At 68.9% G+C, this 15,097-nt stretch carries 14 protein-coding genes and 2 pseudogenes; 6 read left to right on the top strand and 10 right to left on the bottom strand.

Annotation, left to right across the window (positions count from 1 at the left end; genetic code table 11):
- Positions 1–38: 38 nt before the first annotated feature.
- The gene (locus tag ACGFNV_RS40465; RefSeq protein WP_393629856.1) at positions 39–893 is read left to right on the top strand and encodes a YwqG family protein; all 855 of its coding nucleotides are present in this window, start codon (positions 39–41) and stop codon (positions 891–893) included.
- A 146-nt stretch (positions 894–1,039) separates the two neighbouring features.
- On the opposite strand, the gene ACGFNV_RS40460 is transcribed toward ACGFNV_RS40465, so the two are convergent.
- Positions 1,040–1,414: a hypothetical protein gene (locus ACGFNV_RS40460; RefSeq protein WP_393629855.1), complete on the bottom strand. Its 375-nt coding sequence runs from the start codon at positions 1,412–1,414 to the stop codon at positions 1,040–1,042.
- Between the two features lie 304 nt (positions 1,415–1,718).
- On the opposite strand from ACGFNV_RS40460, the pseudogene ACGFNV_RS40455 reads away from it, so the two are divergent.
- A pseudogene (locus ACGFNV_RS40455) lies at positions 1,719–1,916 on the top strand (IS630 family transposase); the annotation flags it as partial.
- Positions 1,917–2,004: 88 nt separating this feature from the next.
- Here the strand turns inward: ACGFNV_RS40455 and ACGFNV_RS40450 are convergent.
- Both ACGFNV_RS40450 and ACGFNV_RS40445 read right to left on the bottom strand, forming a co-directional pair.
- Positions 2,005–2,601, bottom strand: a complete 597-nt coding sequence (locus ACGFNV_RS40450; RefSeq protein ID WP_393629853.1) for an NADPH-dependent F420 reductase — start codon at positions 2,599–2,601, stop codon at positions 2,005–2,007.
- A 40-nt stretch (positions 2,602–2,641) separates the two neighbouring features.
- On the bottom strand, positions 2,642–3,481 hold the full coding sequence (locus ACGFNV_RS40445; protein ID WP_393629852.1) for an inositol monophosphatase family protein: 840 nt from the start codon (positions 3,479–3,481) through the stop codon (positions 2,642–2,644).
- Positions 3,482–3,618: 137 nt separating this feature from the next.
- Between ACGFNV_RS40445 and ACGFNV_RS40440 the strand changes: the two genes are divergently transcribed.
- Positions 3,619–4,530, top strand: a complete 912-nt coding sequence (locus tag ACGFNV_RS40440; RefSeq protein ID WP_393629851.1) for a LysR family transcriptional regulator — start codon at positions 3,619–3,621, stop codon at positions 4,528–4,530.
- A gap of 599 nt (positions 4,531–5,129) precedes the next feature.
- Here ACGFNV_RS40440 and murJ read toward each other — a convergent pair.
- Entirely contained in the window at positions 5,130–6,803 is a 1,674-nt protein-coding gene (gene murJ, locus ACGFNV_RS40435) for a murein biosynthesis integral membrane protein MurJ (protein WP_393629850.1), read from the bottom strand.
- Between the two features lie 121 nt (positions 6,804–6,924).
- Here murJ and ACGFNV_RS40430 point away from each other — a divergent pair, with 121 nt between their 5' ends.
- Complete coding sequence (locus ACGFNV_RS40430) at positions 6,925–7,803, top strand: alpha/beta hydrolase (protein WP_393629849.1); 879 nt, start codon at positions 6,925–6,927, stop codon at positions 7,801–7,803.
- Between the two features lie 66 nt (positions 7,804–7,869).
- The gene (locus ACGFNV_RS40425) at positions 7,870–8,622 is read left to right on the top strand and encodes a CPBP family intramembrane glutamic endopeptidase (protein ID WP_393629848.1); all 753 of its coding nucleotides are present in this window, start codon (positions 7,870–7,872) and stop codon (positions 8,620–8,622) included.
- Positions 8,623–8,655: 33 nt separating this feature from the next.
- On the opposite strand, the gene ACGFNV_RS40420 is transcribed toward ACGFNV_RS40425, so the two are convergent.
- The 3 genes and pseudogenes from ACGFNV_RS40420 to ACGFNV_RS40410 all read right to left on the bottom strand — a co-directional run bounded on the left by ACGFNV_RS40420 (position 8,656) and on the right by ACGFNV_RS40410 (position 11,294).
- On the bottom strand, positions 8,656–9,033 hold the full coding sequence (locus tag ACGFNV_RS40420) for a VOC family protein (RefSeq protein ID WP_393629846.1): 378 nt from the start codon (positions 9,031–9,033) through the stop codon (positions 8,656–8,658).
- 146 nt (positions 9,034–9,179) lie between these two features.
- Positions 9,180–9,947: pseudogene (locus ACGFNV_RS40415) on the bottom strand (transposase); the annotation flags it as partial.
- Between the two features lie 126 nt (positions 9,948–10,073).
- Positions 10,074–11,294, bottom strand: coding sequence for an alanine--tRNA ligase-related protein (locus tag ACGFNV_RS40410; protein WP_393629845.1), 1,221 nt, complete (start codon positions 11,292–11,294; stop codon positions 10,074–10,076).
- A 277-nt stretch (positions 11,295–11,571) separates the two neighbouring features.
- Here ACGFNV_RS40410 and ACGFNV_RS40405 point away from each other — a divergent pair, with 277 nt between their 5' ends.
- Positions 11,572–11,730 (top strand): hypothetical protein, encoded by a 159-nt coding sequence (locus tag ACGFNV_RS40405; RefSeq protein WP_393629843.1) that lies wholly within the window; start codon positions 11,572–11,574, stop codon positions 11,728–11,730.
- Positions 11,731–11,735: 5 nt separating this feature from the next.
- Here the strand turns inward: ACGFNV_RS40405 and ACGFNV_RS40400 are convergent, their stop codons facing one another.
- The 3 genes from ACGFNV_RS40400 to ACGFNV_RS40390 are packed head-to-tail and all read right to left on the bottom strand — an operon-like array spanning position 11,736 to position 15,093.
- On the bottom strand, positions 11,736–13,433 hold the full coding sequence (locus tag ACGFNV_RS40400) for an AMP-binding protein (protein ID WP_393629842.1): 1,698 nt from the start codon (positions 13,431–13,433) through the stop codon (positions 11,736–11,738).
- On the bottom strand, positions 13,430–14,848 hold the full coding sequence (locus ACGFNV_RS40395) for a class I adenylate-forming enzyme family protein (RefSeq protein ID WP_393629840.1): 1,419 nt from the start codon (positions 14,846–14,848) through the stop codon (positions 13,430–13,432). The genes ACGFNV_RS40400 and ACGFNV_RS40395 overlap by 4 nt, the downstream gene beginning before the upstream one ends.
- A gap of 5 nt (positions 14,849–14,853) precedes the next feature.
- Positions 14,854–15,093, bottom strand: a complete 240-nt coding sequence (locus ACGFNV_RS40390; RefSeq protein WP_166662560.1) for a phosphopantetheine-binding protein — start codon at positions 15,091–15,093, stop codon at positions 14,854–14,856.
- Between the last annotated feature and the right edge of the window lie 4 nt (positions 15,094–15,097).

The following is a 15,097-nucleotide window of genomic DNA, read 5'->3' as shown; positions in this document are numbered from 1 at the left end:
TCCCCGCGTTGTCAGTGACGGCAGAGATGATGCGCTGCATGACTGATGAGCGATACTCCCGGCTTGCCGCCGAGCACCTTCCCGGCGACCTTGCCCAGCGCTGGACAGCGCTTCTGCGGCCTTGCATACGCCTTCGTCGGGCAGCGGACGGCGAGCAGACCGTGGCTGCCCTCGGCGGGAACCCGGAACTTCCGGCAGGGGTCGGCTGGCCGGAGTGGCCCGGACACGGACCACTGTCCTTCGTCGCTTCGGTGCGGTGTGCCGCACTCCCCCGCGAAGGGCTTGCCGAGCAGTTCCCGCAGGAGGGGATCCTGCTCTTCTTCTTTTTCGACGGTCAGGTCGACGAAGACGTCTTCGTTTCGGCCGACGACCCCGAAACCTGGGCGGGGGCTCAGGTGTTGTACGTCCCGGAGAACACCCCCGTCGTCCCGACAGAGGCGCCCCCGGAGTTGGAAGCGTTCTCACAGGTGGAGTTGTCCGCAGACACGGAGCAAAGCGCCCCAGACCTGTGGCTGCCCCAGGTCCGGCAGGCCCTGCTCGGCGATACCCGGCACTGGCCTCACCCTCGTGAGACCCCGGCTGAGCTCAAGTCATTCCTCCGTGCCTTCGGTCGCCTGCGCACCCGGATCGGTCACCAGGTCAGCGGCCACGCCGTGCCCGTTCAGGGGCCGGCGGAGTACGACATCGCGAACGCGACGCTCGGCGGCATGCATGCGTGGGGCGACCAGCCCCGGGACCAGGAAGCCGAGCGCTGGGTACTGCTCGCCCAGTTCGACAGCGACGGAGACGCCAAGATGGTGTGGGGCGAACAGGGCACTCTCTACTGGCTCATTCGCCCCGAGGACCTCGCCGCCCTACGCTTCGACCAGGCCCGGCTCACCGTGCAGGGCTAGTGCGTGGACCGGGAAGGTTCGCCGGTTTGACAGGCGTGACGAGGGCCGGACTGGCGGAGGAATACGTACTCCCCACGAGAGTTGGCCTTCCGGATCCAGCTCGAGCTCATCGTTTTCTCTGTGTCACGCGATGGCGGTGGGCCGCATCAGCACTCTCCGCGCCACCTCACGGACTTGATGGTGATGTTGGTCCAGTGGTGCTCGTACTGGCCGCTACCGGGAGCGTAATGGATGCAGATGGAGTAGCTGATGCCGTTCGCCTCGTAGCCGAGCTGGACGTGGTCGGCACCGGGGTCGGGGTAACCGTTGTTGAAGGTGGACTGGACGTTGTGGATGGTGCCGGACCAGTTGCCCTGGGTTGCAAGGAGCAGCCGACCGGTCTCCCAGTCTCCGGAGTACGCACAGAAGGCACCCCTGGGACAGGTGGGATGGGAGACGTCGGCCGAGGCCGGGGCGGACACCCCGACGGATGCGGCGAGTGCACATGCTGCGGCGAGGATGCCGAGACTGCGACCACGCATAAGTGTTTCCCCCTGAGATCGTGACTTGGCGATGGAGCGCCGGGGTGAAGGGGCAGTCATCGACCGTCCTCCCGGCGGCTGTGCCATGAGTTCGGCACCAGACTGTGCCTGGTCCTGCCCGCGGTGGTGCCGACGCGAAAGTACCGCTTTCCCGACGAAGTTCGGTGCATCGCTCGTTGGTCACCTTAGGCTCGGGCTGGGGGCCGGGGGCACCAATGCGCGCACTGTGACTCGCCAGTTCGTGCACTCTGCGCACCGCGGGAGCAAGGTGCCCGTCCAAGTGAAGGGGGCTACATTGACGGACCGTGCAGGTCGGAAGAACAAGGTCAAGCTGTACTTCACCCCGACCAACGCCTCCTGGGCCAACCCGATCGAGGCGCACTTCGGACCGCTCGGGCGGTGCACACTGGCCAACCCCAACCACCCGAACCACACTGTCCAGACCCGTCGGCTGCACGGCTACTTGCGCTGGCGCAACGCCAATGCGAGACAGGGCCGTTGAATTGACACCCCCACCGCCCTGACAGCCGTTCGGGCACTCCGGCTCGCCACCTCTTACGGTCATCCTCAGGAAGAGCTGCGGCGGGCTTTCAGCGGGTGATCGAGATTGCGAAGGGCGCGAATCCGCTGGATCGGATCACGTGTGGTACGAACAGGATCGCGGCCTCGGCGGCCCGCGCGGTCTCGATCCCGCCGAGGTCCGTGATCCACTCCTGCTGCCAGCTGAGGTCGGCGAGAAGCCCGCGTACGACCTGCTTGGCCCCCGGGTCCTTGCCGGAGAGGAAGGCGGTCGGTGTCTGGGTGAGCGCGGCGGGCGCGGTCATCACCGTGTAGAGCATCGTGTTGAGCGTCTTGACGACGCGCGTGTCGGGGAGAGCTTCTTGAAGTTGCTCCGCGAGGCTCGAGCCGGGGTAGAGCAGCTCGGCCGGTAGTCCGTCCGGTCCGTCGACCGTGGCGTTGGAGACGTCTACGAGAATCTTGCCCTGCAGTTCCTCGCGCAGCGCGATGAGCCGCTCCAGCGAGCCGGCGCCCGGCGTGGCGTTGATGATGATCCGCGCTGTCCGGGCGGCGTCGGCGGCAGAGCCTGGTGAGCGGTCCGCCACGGTCACCTCGTGCCCGGCGCGGGTGAGGGCCAGGGTGAGGCTGCCGCCGACGCGGCCCTTTCCGAGAACGGCGATCATGGTCATGCTGATGTGGTCCTTCCGGTGCTTGTGGTTCTCGTGGGAGTCAGCGGGAGAGAGTGGTGACGGCTTCCGTGTGCACGCCGGGCGCGGCGGCCAGGAAGCTCTCGCTCTCCGGGGTCCAGGGGCGGCCCTCGGCGTCGGATATCCGCCCGCCGGCCTCGGTGACGAGCAGCGCCCCGGGAAGCAGGTCCGCGCGGGCGCCGGCGAACTGCCAGAACGCGTCGATCCGGCCGGCGGCCACGTTCAGCAGGTGCAAGGTGGCGGGCACGGATGTCCGCACCACGAGCGCGTCGAAGAGCATCGCGGTGATCGAGGAGCCGATGCGCCGCACGACCTTCTCGTCCTCGTCCGGCCTGGCCTGGCTCGTGGCGACGAGGCTCAGGCCGAGGTCCGTCGTCCGGGACACGTGCAGCGGGCGGCCGTCGAGGTGGGCGCCGGCGCCGGCGAGTGCGGTGTAGGTCTCACCGGTCAACGGCAGGTGAACCGCGGTGAGCACCGGCTGGTTGTCGCGCACGAGAGTGGCGGTCACCGCCCACTCCGGCAGGGCGTGCAGATGGTTGACGTTGCCCTCGGCCGGATCCAGGACCCACCATTCGCCGGGAGGCAGGGCCCCGCCCGCGAGCTCGTCCTCCACCACGCGGGCGTCCGGGCGCAGGAGGGTGAGGCGGGGGCGCAGGACATCGAGGACCACGTCGTCGTTGGCGGCGAGCGCGCGCATCAGCTCTTCGCGGGTCTGGTAGCGGACCACGTCGCCGAAACGCTCCCGCAGCGCCGAAGCCGCCGCGCGTACGGCGACGGCGGTCTGCGCGAGCAGGTCGGCGTCGGACGCGGAGCCGGCGGTGGCGGTGGCGGCAATTCCGGTGGTCTGAATCGACTCGGGCATGGCGGTGCTCCCATCTGAGCAGGGGGGATGGCGAGGCGGACCAGGCGAAACCGTGGTTCTTTCGTGCCCGCATCTCGAAGGTAGGAGGGCCCATCATTAACTGCAAGTGCATGTAAAGCACGGCTAGGATGACTCTCATGCAACTGGATTTGAACCTCCTCGCCGCCCTCGATGCGCTCCTGGAGGAAGGCAGCGTGGCCGGAGCTGCCGAGCGCCTGCACGTCACCGCCCCCGCGATGAGTCGAAGCCTCGGCCGGATCCGGCGCACGACAGGGGATCAGATCCTGGTGCGTACCGGGCGCACGATGACCCCGACGCCGTACGCGATCTCCGTCCGGGAACAGGTGCACGAGCTGCTGCAGCAGGTCCAGGGCGTGCTGGCACCCAGCCGCGAACTCGACCTCACGACGCTCGATCGCACCTTCACACTCCGCTGGCACGATGCACTCGTCGCCCTCAGTGGCCCCGCGCTTCTCACGGCCGTACGCAAGCAGGCGCCGGGCGTGCGTTTGCGCTTCATCGCGGAATCGAGCACCGACACCCCCGAGCTGCGTCGCGGCGAGATCGACCTGGAGGCGAACGCGAACCGCCCGACCGCACCCGACATTCGCGCCGAACGGGTGGCTGAGACCCAGCACGTCATCGTCGTGCGGCGAGGGCACCCGCTCACCCGAGTCAAGGCTGTCACCGCCGCGCGGTACGCCGCGGCCGAGCACATCACCGTCTCGCGGCGCGGAAGGCTCGGCAACGCCCTCGACGACGCTCTCGCGCGGCTCGGCCTCACCCGACGGGTAGTGGCGACCGCGCCCACCGAAGGGGCCGCGTTCGAGTTCGTGCGCGGCTCCGACCTCCTCGTCACAGCCCCCGAATCGACGACGCGTGCAGCGGCCACGGTTCTGGGTCTGACCCTGCTCCCACTGCCGGTCGACCTGCCTCCGGCCGCGGTGTACCTGTCATGGCATCAGCGCTATGACACCGACCCCGCACACGTCTGGCTACGCGATCTGGCGCGGACCGCGTTGGCGCCCCGACGTAACCCAGACCTTTAAAGATCTCCAGACGGGGCCCGCCGCGCCGTTGCGGCTTTCGTTTCGATCATCGAGCGGACCATTCGCACGGAGGTACCTCGCCGGTCCCCCGCTCGGCCTCCCCCGTCCCCTCCTCCCCGTCCATACGCCCGCTAGCGTACGGTCCGCCGAACACGAGGTCCTCAGGGAACCATTCCCTCGATCGAGGCCGCCGCCCAGTACGCGATCTCCGCCGACTTCGTCCAGGGGATCGCCGGCCAGGAGGGGGCGGACGCCTTCATCAACACCCACGCCTACCAGGGCGCCGTCTACAGCCATCTCCGCGCCCTCAAGGCGGACCCGTCGGCGCCCCCCTGCTGATGGGCACCGCCGGAGTGCAACGCCACATCGAGATCTTCGGCAACGCCCACCGCGCACTCGCTCAACGCCTCATCGACGGCACGTGGAAGGCGATGTAGCGGGGGACCGAGAGTCCCGGCGCAGTGGATCAGGGGTCGCGTTCCGGGGAGGCCTGGAAACAGCGCTTGGGCAAGGTCGGGGTCGTCCACCGACGGAATCTCCGCACGCGCGCGGCGCCGACCGGTCAACTGCCTGGTGAACGAGCCGATCAGGCCCGTCTGTCATCGCAGCCCCGGCAGGCTGCGCAGCTCCCCGATCCGGAAGATCCGCGCAAAGAGCAGGAACAGCAGGAGCATTGCGGCGCCGCCCGCGGTCAACGCAAGCGCCGGTGCCCAAGTGGCTGTTGCCAGGCTCTGACCGCAGAAGCGGGTGACGAGCCAACCGGCGCCCCCGGCAGCGGTGGCGGCCGCGGTCAGCTTCGCGTAGGTGCGACAGATACGCCGACCGTCCAGCAGCCCCTCCGTGCGTCGCCGCAAGCGCAAGGCGGTCAGCAGCAGGCCGATCGCGTAGGACAGAGCGTAGGCGGCAGCCATGCCCGTGACCGCCCAGCGCGGGGACAACAGGAGGTGGCAGGCGGTGGCGAGCACGATGTTGATGCCACTGATCCACAACGCCATCCGGAACGGCGTGCGGGTGTCTTCGAAGGCGTAGAAGCCCCGCAGCAGGAGGTACTGGGCCGAGAACGGGATCAGTCCCAAGCCGAAGGCTTGCAGCATGTGGCCCAGGGGGGCAGTGGCCGCGGCGCCGGCGGGGCCGTGAGCGAAGAGCAGCTGAGCGATCTGCGGACCGAAGGCGAGGAAGAAGAAGGCGGCCGGGACGATGACGACACCGCTGACCCGCAGCGCGCGTGACAGGTCGGCGCGCAGGTCGTCGAGACGGTCCTCAACCACTGCCCGGCTCATGCGCGGCAGCAGGGCCGTCACGAGGGAGACGGTGACGATCGACTGGGGCAGCATCCAGATCTGCTGGGCGTAGCTGTAGGCGGTGTAGCCGACGCCGTCCTGGGACAGCGCAGCGTCGGCGGAGGAGGCCAGGCGCGTGACGACCGTGCTCGCCACGAGGTTGGTCAGCACGAACAGCAAGGTCCACCGGGCTGCGTTCACGCTCTTACGCAGGCCGGTTCCTCGCCAGTCGAAGCGCGGCCGGAACCGGAAACCGGCCGCGTGCGCGTAAGGGATCAAGGCGAGTGACTGGAGGGCGAGAGCGAGTGTGGTCCCGACCCCGAGCATCCTGACCTGGGCATCAGTGATGTCCGAGACCCGTTCGGGGGCCGTCATCAGGCCGAGGTAGAGGCCGAACATGGCGATCAGGACGAGATTGTTGAGGACCGGGGTCCACATCATCGCGCCGAACCGGTCCCGAGCATTGAGGACCTGTCCGAGGATGCTGAACACGCCATAGAACAAGATCTGCGGGAGCAGGAACCGGGCGAAGACCACGGTCAGCTCGAACGCGTCGTGCGTGGCGGGAGTGTCGCGCTGGTAGATGCTGATGATCTCCGGAGCGGCCCACACGGCCAGCGCGGCCCCCACGCCGAGGACGCACAACACCAGGGTGACCAGGCGTTGTTCGAAGGCCGCCCCACCGTCGGGGTCCTCCGCGCGCGCCCGGACCAGTTGGGGAACCAGAACAGAGTTCAGTGCGCCGCCGATCATCAGGAAGTACAAACTGGTCGGCACCGTGTTGGCCTGGTTGTAGGTGGTGGCCAGTAGCCCGGTGCCCAGCGCGGTCCCCTGCAGCACCAGCCGTATCAGGCCGGTGGCACGCGAGACCACGGTGCCCGCCGCCATCAGCGCGGACGAACGCAGCAGTCCCCCGCCTTTCACCCCCCTCGGGGCAGCGTGCCTCCGTCTTGTGGACCGCTCTAATCGCTCGGGCGACGTCTCCTCGATCATGGGCACAATCTACGAGCCGGACCGCGCCCGTCTGGAGGGGCCTCGTGCTTCGAGGCCCCGGACGAACCAACTCCGGGCAACACCGTTGAGGCCGTTCCTGATCTCTCCTAGGTTGGGCCGCGTGACGATCGAGGTGCCCTACGAGCCGCTTCCGATTCACCAGTCAGACGTGCGCTACGCCCATGGCCCCGACTCCGCCGTGCAGTCAGGCGTACCGGCCGGCGAGACGATCGAGTTCGACTGGAGCGACAGCGCGATCTACCCGGGAACCGCACGGAAGTTCTGGTTGCACGCGCCCGCGCGGTACGACCCCTCGGAGCCGGCGTCGCTGATGGTGTTCCAGGACGGATGGTGGTACCTGGACCCTGAAGGGGAGGTCCGAGGCGCGATCGTTTTGGACAATCTGGTCCACCGCGGTGACATCCCGGTCACTATCGGCGTGTTCGTCGACCCGGGTGTCTTCCCAGACGCTGAGGATCCGAAGAACCGCAACACCGAGTACGACGCCTACGACGATCGGTACGTCAGCTTTCTCCTGACAGAGATCATCCCTGAGGTCACGAAGCGCTATTCGATCGCCGAGGACCCCGACCGGTGGGGCATCTGTGGTGGCAGTAGCGGTGGCAACTGCGCCTTTACCGCAGCCTGGCTGCGCCCGGACAAGTTCCGCCGGGTGATCGGGTACTTGTCCAGCTTCGCGCAGATGCCGGGCGGCAACCCATACCCCGAACTCATTCCCCGCGTCCCGCGCAGGCCGCTGCGTATCTTCATGCAAGCGGGCCATCGTGACCTGCGCTGGAACGAACCCGAGGCCAACTGGCTCGCCAACAACCTGCGCGTGGCGGCCGCGCTCGCGGAAGGCGGCTACGACTTCCGCCTCGTCCTGGGCGACGGCGGCCACAGCCCCAACCACGGCGGGGTCCTGCTTCCCGATGCCCTCCGCTGGTTGTGGCGGTCGGACGATCGCAGGGAGGACGAGAAGCTGCGCTCGCGTTGCTGAACACCGCCTTCGGCCACAGTTCGCGGCTGAGCTCGATGCGTGGTGAGCCGGTGGAAAGGCCATGTCATGCGCCATCCGCTGTGGGGGGCCGTCGAGTTGACGCTCGCCTGGCATGTGGTGCTGGTGCTGTTCGCCAAGGTGATCCTGCCGCCGCTGGCCCCGTCCTGGTTTCCCGATCTCGGCGCCAGCGCGGTCAACGCGGTCTGCTTCGTGGGCGTCTGGTTCGTGCTGTGGCGGTGGGGGTGGCTGCGTCGGTCCGGGGTCGCGACGCTCGGCCGGGTACGGCGCTGGTGGCTGGCCGTGCCCATGCTCGTCGTCGCGTGTTCCTACGCCGCCCCGGGCCTTCACGCCAGCACGAGCCTGCTCGTCAGCTCCCTGGTGTCGCTGTTGTGGGTCGGCATCAACGAAGAGGTCTACAGCCGGGGTCTGGTACAGCAGGCCCTCACCCCGCTCGGGGCGACGCGCGCGGCACTCGCCGTCGGCTTCCTGTTCGGCGTCGGCCACTTCCAGAACTATGTGTTCTTCGGGGCCGCGTTGGACGACACGCTGTGGCAGGTGCTGTCCGCCGGGCTCTTCGGCTTCACCTGCGCCACGCTGCGCTACGCGATCGGCTCGGTCTGGCCCATGGTTTTCGTCCATGGACTTGATGACTTCTTCCAGATCCGCTCGCCGGGTGCCATCGCGGACTGGTGGGAGGTGTGCGTGTACGTGTTCCACGTCGCGTTCGGGGTGTGGTTGCTGCGACGGTACGGCAGCGGCGACGCTGCGGAGACGGACAGCGCCGCCGCCCGTGAGGACCCCACTTCAAGGCCGTTCTAGCCAACTGTCCGGAACTGACTTCGCTCGCCGAGCTCAATCAGCCTCCTCAACGATACAAAAGGGGTGCCCAATTGGATCGGTGAGAACGCGCGCCCTGGCCCCATGAGGCTGATGCTCCGGTTTACCCGCACCCAGCTCCAGCAACCGGGCTTCGACGTCGTCCAAGTCCTGCTCGACCTTGAAACACATGTGAAGCTGCTGAGGAACGGTCTGTTCAGGCCAGCGCGGAGCCCGGTAGCCATCGACCCGTTGGAAACCGATGAAGACTTCGTCCTCACAGTCCAGACCGGCGAAGTCTGCGTTCGACTTGGGATGGAGTTCCAGGCCGGTGGCCTGCTGATAGAACGCCGCCAAGGCCAGCGGATCCGGGCAGTCGAGGGTTATCGCGCTCAACTTCATCTGCAAGGGCATGACGCCTCCGGGACGATCAGTGGACTTCCCTGACGCACACCTTAGAGACGGCTGACTACGGCTGAGGCAGAAAACAACCCCTGACCTCGATCATTCATGAGTCCGCATCAGCTTGCTGACGGGGACTTTGTGGCTGTGTGGTGGGTCCTTTCGCGAGCTGGGCGGCGACGGAGAACAGGCGCATGCGTGTTGGTCGCGAGGCAGGTCAGCCGCAGACCGTCGAGGTCGGTGAACCGCAACTGGGCGCCGGGGTGCGGGCGTTCCTTGGGGACGATCAGCTGCATCCCCTTCGGCCACGTGCTCAGGTCGGGCATGTCGGTGATCTCCGCGACCCAGGCACCGGGCCGCTCGGTGCCCACCGGCCCCCCGGACCCGGTCTGGCCGTGGTCGAGGAACGCGACGAGCTGATGGTGGCCGAAGATCTTCTTCCAGGTCGCGGTGGCGTCCTGCTTTTCGGAGTACGCGAGCACCAGCACACCGTCTGTCCACGATCCGCTGCCCTCGGCGGCAGGACCGTCCGCACCGGCCAACTCCCAGACTTGATCGCGCACTTCGGCTCGCGCCGTACGAATCGCGGTAAGCGCCTTCGGCCCTGCTGCGGCGAGGACGTCGACGAGCCGGGAGACCGTCGGGCCGGACGCCACCCGACCGAACACGTGGGGCTCGGCCCGCAGCATGGCGACATCGGCCAGGCAGTCCCGCAGGACCGTCGCGAGCGCGATATCCAGCAGGACCTTGCCCGGGTCGCGCACCGTCCGCGGCTTGCGCCACGGCGTCGGCGGCGCCGATATCGCGGTGTCCAGGCCCACCCTGCGAACCGTCTCGACCAACACCACCGCTCCGGCCTGCGAGACCACCCCACTGCCACCGCCCTCGACACGAACACGCGGGTACAACCCGATACGCCTGCTCACCTGGAGTGTGCTTCTTTCCTTGCAGCCAACAGGACCCTAGGACCTGCCCGGCGGATCATGCCGCAGACGCGGGGCCTGGCACGCCCATCTGCGCTGATGGGTCGCCGTGGGTTTCCTGCGACCTGATCACCGCTCGAGGTGTGGCCACTCGACGTGCCGATCACGGTCGAGCCGGGCCAGGTGCCGCAGGGACACGGCGATGCCGTGCTCCCGGCACCACGCGACGGCGACTCCGAGTGGGACGCCGTGGTCGCCACGCAGGCGCAGCAGGGCCCGGGCTCGTTCGGCGGGCTGGTGGCGGGGTGTCACAGCGCCCTCCAGGAGCAGGGGCGCTCTGGCCAGCACGCGTGCGAAGCGTTCGCGCTCCTCGCGCACCGTCTCCAGCAGGTGATCGGCGAGCGGCGTGAAGCCCAGTGGGGTGCGTACGGTCCTGTCGGCCACTTTGACCAGGCCTTCCAGCCGGGTCAGGGACACACCTGTGAGGGCGAGCTCCGTGGCCGCGTTCCTCAGCAGACGGCGCACCACATGCGGCCGCCCCCGTGGGCCCGGCAGGAAGCCGGATCCGATCAACAGGGCGGCGGTGAAGGCGCGGTCGACGAGCAGACGGACACGCTGGGCCTGTGCGCGCGGTGTCCCGTGCGCCGGCAGCACCTCGTGGACGCTTTTCACCAACGCCTCGAAGCGTCGCACGCCGAACGGTTCACGCGTGTCGTCCACGGCGCTGAGGAGTTCGCTTTCCAGGACCGCGACCTCCAGCAGGGAGCGCACCTGGGACGCCGGACTGAACTGCAGGTGGGCGAGCACGAGGTAGCGTCCGCAACGGCATCCGGGACCGCACGTGCCCCAACAGGGGGATCCGACGGGGAACTCGATGCGCAAGTGCGGCCCGCCGGCGAGCACGGCCCGTTTCACAGGCGACACGGTGCGCCAGTCGAACCCGATCTGACGGTCTTTCACTCCGAGGCGGGCGAGGGCCTCACGCAGGGCATGCGAGCCGGAGGGGTGTGCCGACACGACGAAGGCCAGTTCGTTCGCGCAGACCCCGACGCCGGCGAGCGCTTGGGTGACATGCTCGATGGAGACGTGGAACGGACGCGGCCCCGCCCAGACGGCACTCAGTACCCGCTGGGCCGAAGGGGGCATGGCTACCGGTACCGCGTCCAGGTGCCGCGCCGCGATCGACCAGCGCACGGTGTGGACGCCCCCGCGCGCGTGCGCCAACGAGCCGAGCAGCGGATCGATCCAGGAGGGCGCGAGGTGGCTCGGGAACAGTTCGGCGCGGTCGGACGGCACGAGGGGCGGCGGCGGCTGCCAACGGTAGCCCTGGGCGGCGAGTACGTCGGACACCTGCTGAATGTCCGTCAACGCTCCGGCCAATCTTACCATCCCCCGATTACATAGTGACTCAATTATGACTCGCAATGTAACAAGGAAAAATCATCGTCAAAGACCTGCGCACATTGCCGCCCGAAGGCCACTTTTCAGGGCGGCCAACTTACACAAAACCCACTCCAGAGGGCATTTCAAACCTGTCATTCAATTCTTGACTGGGCCAGTCATGGAGTGTCAAGCTCTCTGCAGTCGAACCGCTCGGCGCAAAGCCGAAGTGATGGAGAGGTCCACCGTGCGTACTCTTGCTGCCTTTTCCCTGATCGTGCTGCTGTCCGCAGGCGTCACGACGATGGGAGCGCTCCCCACCCTGCCGACGGGCGCCCCGGGAACTCCTGCGGCCGCGCCGGCCGGCGGCGGGCCCGGCGACGACGACCTCCCGCTCTGCTGCTGAGCCTGTTACTCGAGCAGGGGCAGCGTACCCGCCAGGACACGGCGCCTGACCTCGGCTGCCCGGAGCTTCCCGCTGGTGGTGACGGGCAGGCTGCCGCGTGGCGCGAAGTGCACCTGCGAGACGTAAAGGTCGAGTTCCCCTGCCAGTCGGCGCCGCAGAAGCCCGGCCAGTTCGGCCGGGGGCCGGTCGACGCGGAGCTCGGCCACGAGGTGCACGCGCGCTCCCCGCCCGCCGAGCGGGTCGTCGACTCCCTCCGCTGCGAAGACGACGCAGCGGCCGGGGGTGACTTCGGCAAAGCCGGCGCACACCGCGATGACGTCCGCCGAGTGGAACTTCTTCCCGTGGTGCACCAGCACGTCGTCGGCGCGGCCAAGGACGAACAGGTGACCCCGGTACAGGAAGCCGCGGTCACCTGTGGCGTGCCGGCCTCGGCCGTCGGGCGCGGGGGCGGTCGCCGGGTCCTGCCGCCAGTAGCCGGTGAACAGTTGGGGCCCCTGGACGAGGATCTCGCCGACAGCTCCCTCTCCCGCGCCCTGGATGTCCACCCGCGTGCCCGGCAGCGGGGTGCCCGAGGAAAGGAGCGAGGCGATGGGCTCGCCGGTGTCCCTCCCCCGGTCCAGGGGAACGACCGAGCCCTCGGTCAGAGCCCGGCGCAGCACCGTCAGGCGCAGGGCGGGCCGCTCGGGTGTGCTCGTGGTGACCGTGAGGGTGGCCTCGGCCATGCCGTAAGAGGGGCACAACGCACTGTTGCGGAACCCCGCGGGCCGGAAATGGGCGGCGAAGCGGTTCATCGTGTCGGGCCGGACGACCTCCCCGGCGTTGCGGGCCACTCTCCACGACGAGAGGTCGAGGGCGCTGACCTCCGTGTCCCTGACGCGCCGCACACACAGGTCGTAGCCGAAGTCCGGCGCGCTGGACAGCGTGCCCCGGCACTCACTGACGGCCGACATCCAGGACGCCGGTGTCCGCGCGAACTCGCGGGGCGACATCAGCACGGATTCGTACCCGGTGAAGATCGGCCGGAGGACGCCGGTCACCAGGCCCATGTCGTGAGAGAGCGGCACCCAGCTCACTGCCACGTCGGCGGGCCGCTCCTGGTAGACCTGCGCGGCTTGGCCGCAACTCGCCAGCAGAGCTCCATGGCTGATGGCCACCCCTTTCGGGTCGGCCGTCGACCCGGAGGTGTACTGCAGGAAGGCGATGTCGTCCGCCGCCGCGTGGGTGGCTGTGTCCCGGGGCGCGATCCTGGACGCGCCGACGCTCTCCCAACACCGTACGGCGCACCGGGCGCCCCACTCGTCCAGGAGCGAGTCGATCTCCTTGTGCCACCGGTCCGTCGTGATCACCAGGGCGGGATCGCAGTCCCGGACGATGCCCTGGAGCCGGTCGCGGAACGCCTCCGGACGCGACACCTCCGGAGTGGGTGCCGGCACGGCGATCAGCCCCGCCCCGACGACGGCCAGAAAGGCGGCCGTGAAGGAGGCGTCGTTCGGCAGGACGAGGAGGGCCCGGTCGCCGGGCGCCGCGCCCTCCGCGCGGAGGGCGGAAACGCGGGACTCGGCCAGCTCCGCCAGTCCGGCGAAAGTCGTCCGGGAGCCGACCGCTCCGTCCCGCCATGTCGTCACGGCTGTTCTGCGGGGGTGGCGCCGTGCGTGGTTTCGCAGCCAGCCGTACACCGTCGGTACCAGCGTGCCCCGGTTCATCGCCCCGGGCCGGTGTCCGCGTCGGCCGGCCGGGCCGTGCCGAGCGACGACCGTGCGATCTTGCCGCTGGGGGTGCGGGGCAGCGAGCCGGTGGGACCTGTGACGACGCCGTGCAGGGTCAGGCCGAGGCGCTGTGCCGCCGCGCGGATGCCGGGCGTCACGTCGGCCGACCGACGCTTGCTGACCTCCACGTAACAGGTGAGGTCGCCACCGACGACGGCGACGTCCGTCACCCCTGGGATCAGCCGGATCTCGTGTTCGAGACGCGCCTGGTCCGGGTCCCCCGACGCGTCCGCCCTGCCGACCACCGTGAGGAAGCCGTCGCTGTCGACGAACCCGATGTCCCCCGTGCCCATGAAGCGGTCCTCGTCACTGCTCCGATCGGCTCCGCGCAGGCTCACACAGATCTCGCCGACCTCGCCCGCCGGTACGGTGTGCCCGTCTCTCACGATCTCGATGCGGATGCCCGGCAGTGGTCGCCCGACGGAGCCCGGATGTCTGAGCCAGTCGTCCGAGCTGATCTCCGTGAGGGTGCCGCGCGAGGTGCCGTAGTACTCGTGGAGCACGGGACCCAGCAGGTCGACGGCGCTCCGCTTGACCTCGGGCGGACAGGCCGACCCGCCGTGGAAGACCACCCGCAGCCGGTGCTCCGGGGCCTTCCCATGCTCCACCAGTTCCAGGAGCCGGTCGGGGCTCAGCATGGCGCTGTCCGCCTCGTAGCGGTCGACCGTCGCGACGAAGTTTCCGGGCGACCAAGCGCGCTGGACGACCACCGCACTGCCCGCCTGGAGGGCGTAGAGAGCCGGTCCGAGTGTTCCGAGGTGGTAGGTCGGGTTGGCCATGATGTGCGGGCCGCGGTCGGTCCCGGCGCCATAACGCTCGGCGACCGCGACGCCCTTGTACGGACGCGGCGGGCGCGGACGGAGCACGGCCTGTGGTTCGCCGGTGGTGCCCGAGGTGGCGAAGATCAGGTATCCGGCCCGCGGTCGGTCCATGGACTCGGGGGAGGCGGGCGCCGGCTCGGACCGGGCGGCCAGTTCGTCGTCGAGGAGGACCGGGCAGGGCAGCGGTCCGAGGGGCCGTCCGCCGTCGGTGACGTGGACGGCCGCGGCGGTGTCGGTGAGCAGCGTGGCGGCCGTCGAGGTGCCGAAGTGGTGGCCGCCCACGGGAAAGACTCCGTAGCCGTACCGCAGCCCGGCGAGTACCAGGGCGAAGAACCGCGGTCCGGTGGGGATGTCCGTCGAGACGATGGCGCCCTCCGGTACACCCGCCCTCTTCAGTCCCTCGGCCAGCGCGTCGGCTCGTACCGTCAACTCCCTGAAGGAGTACGCCTCTTGTGTGTCAGTGACGAGGACTGCCGGGCGGTCCGGGAACCGGTCCGCCGTCGTCCAGGGATCGCACAGATAGGGCTGCACCCGTCTCACCTGTCCCGGTCGGCGGAGGCGTCCGCGAGGACGGTGGCCAGAGCCGCGAAGTCCGGTTGGGTCAGCACCAGTTCCACGTCGATCTCGGTGCGGAAGACCTTCTCCAGCTCGGTGGCGAGTTCCACGGCCGCGACGGAGTCGCCGCCGGCCGAGAAGAAGTCGTCCCCGGGCCCGACCTCCCGCATGAGGATGTCGGACGCGGCGGTCAGCACATGACCGAGTGGGGTGTCGGGCATTGAT

It is taken from the genome of Streptomyces sp. NPDC048751 (assembly GCF_043198595.1).
GTDB lineage: Bacteria > Actinomycetota > Actinomycetes > Streptomycetales > Streptomycetaceae > Streptomyces.
This window is presented reverse-complemented; position numbering and strand designations above follow the sequence as displayed.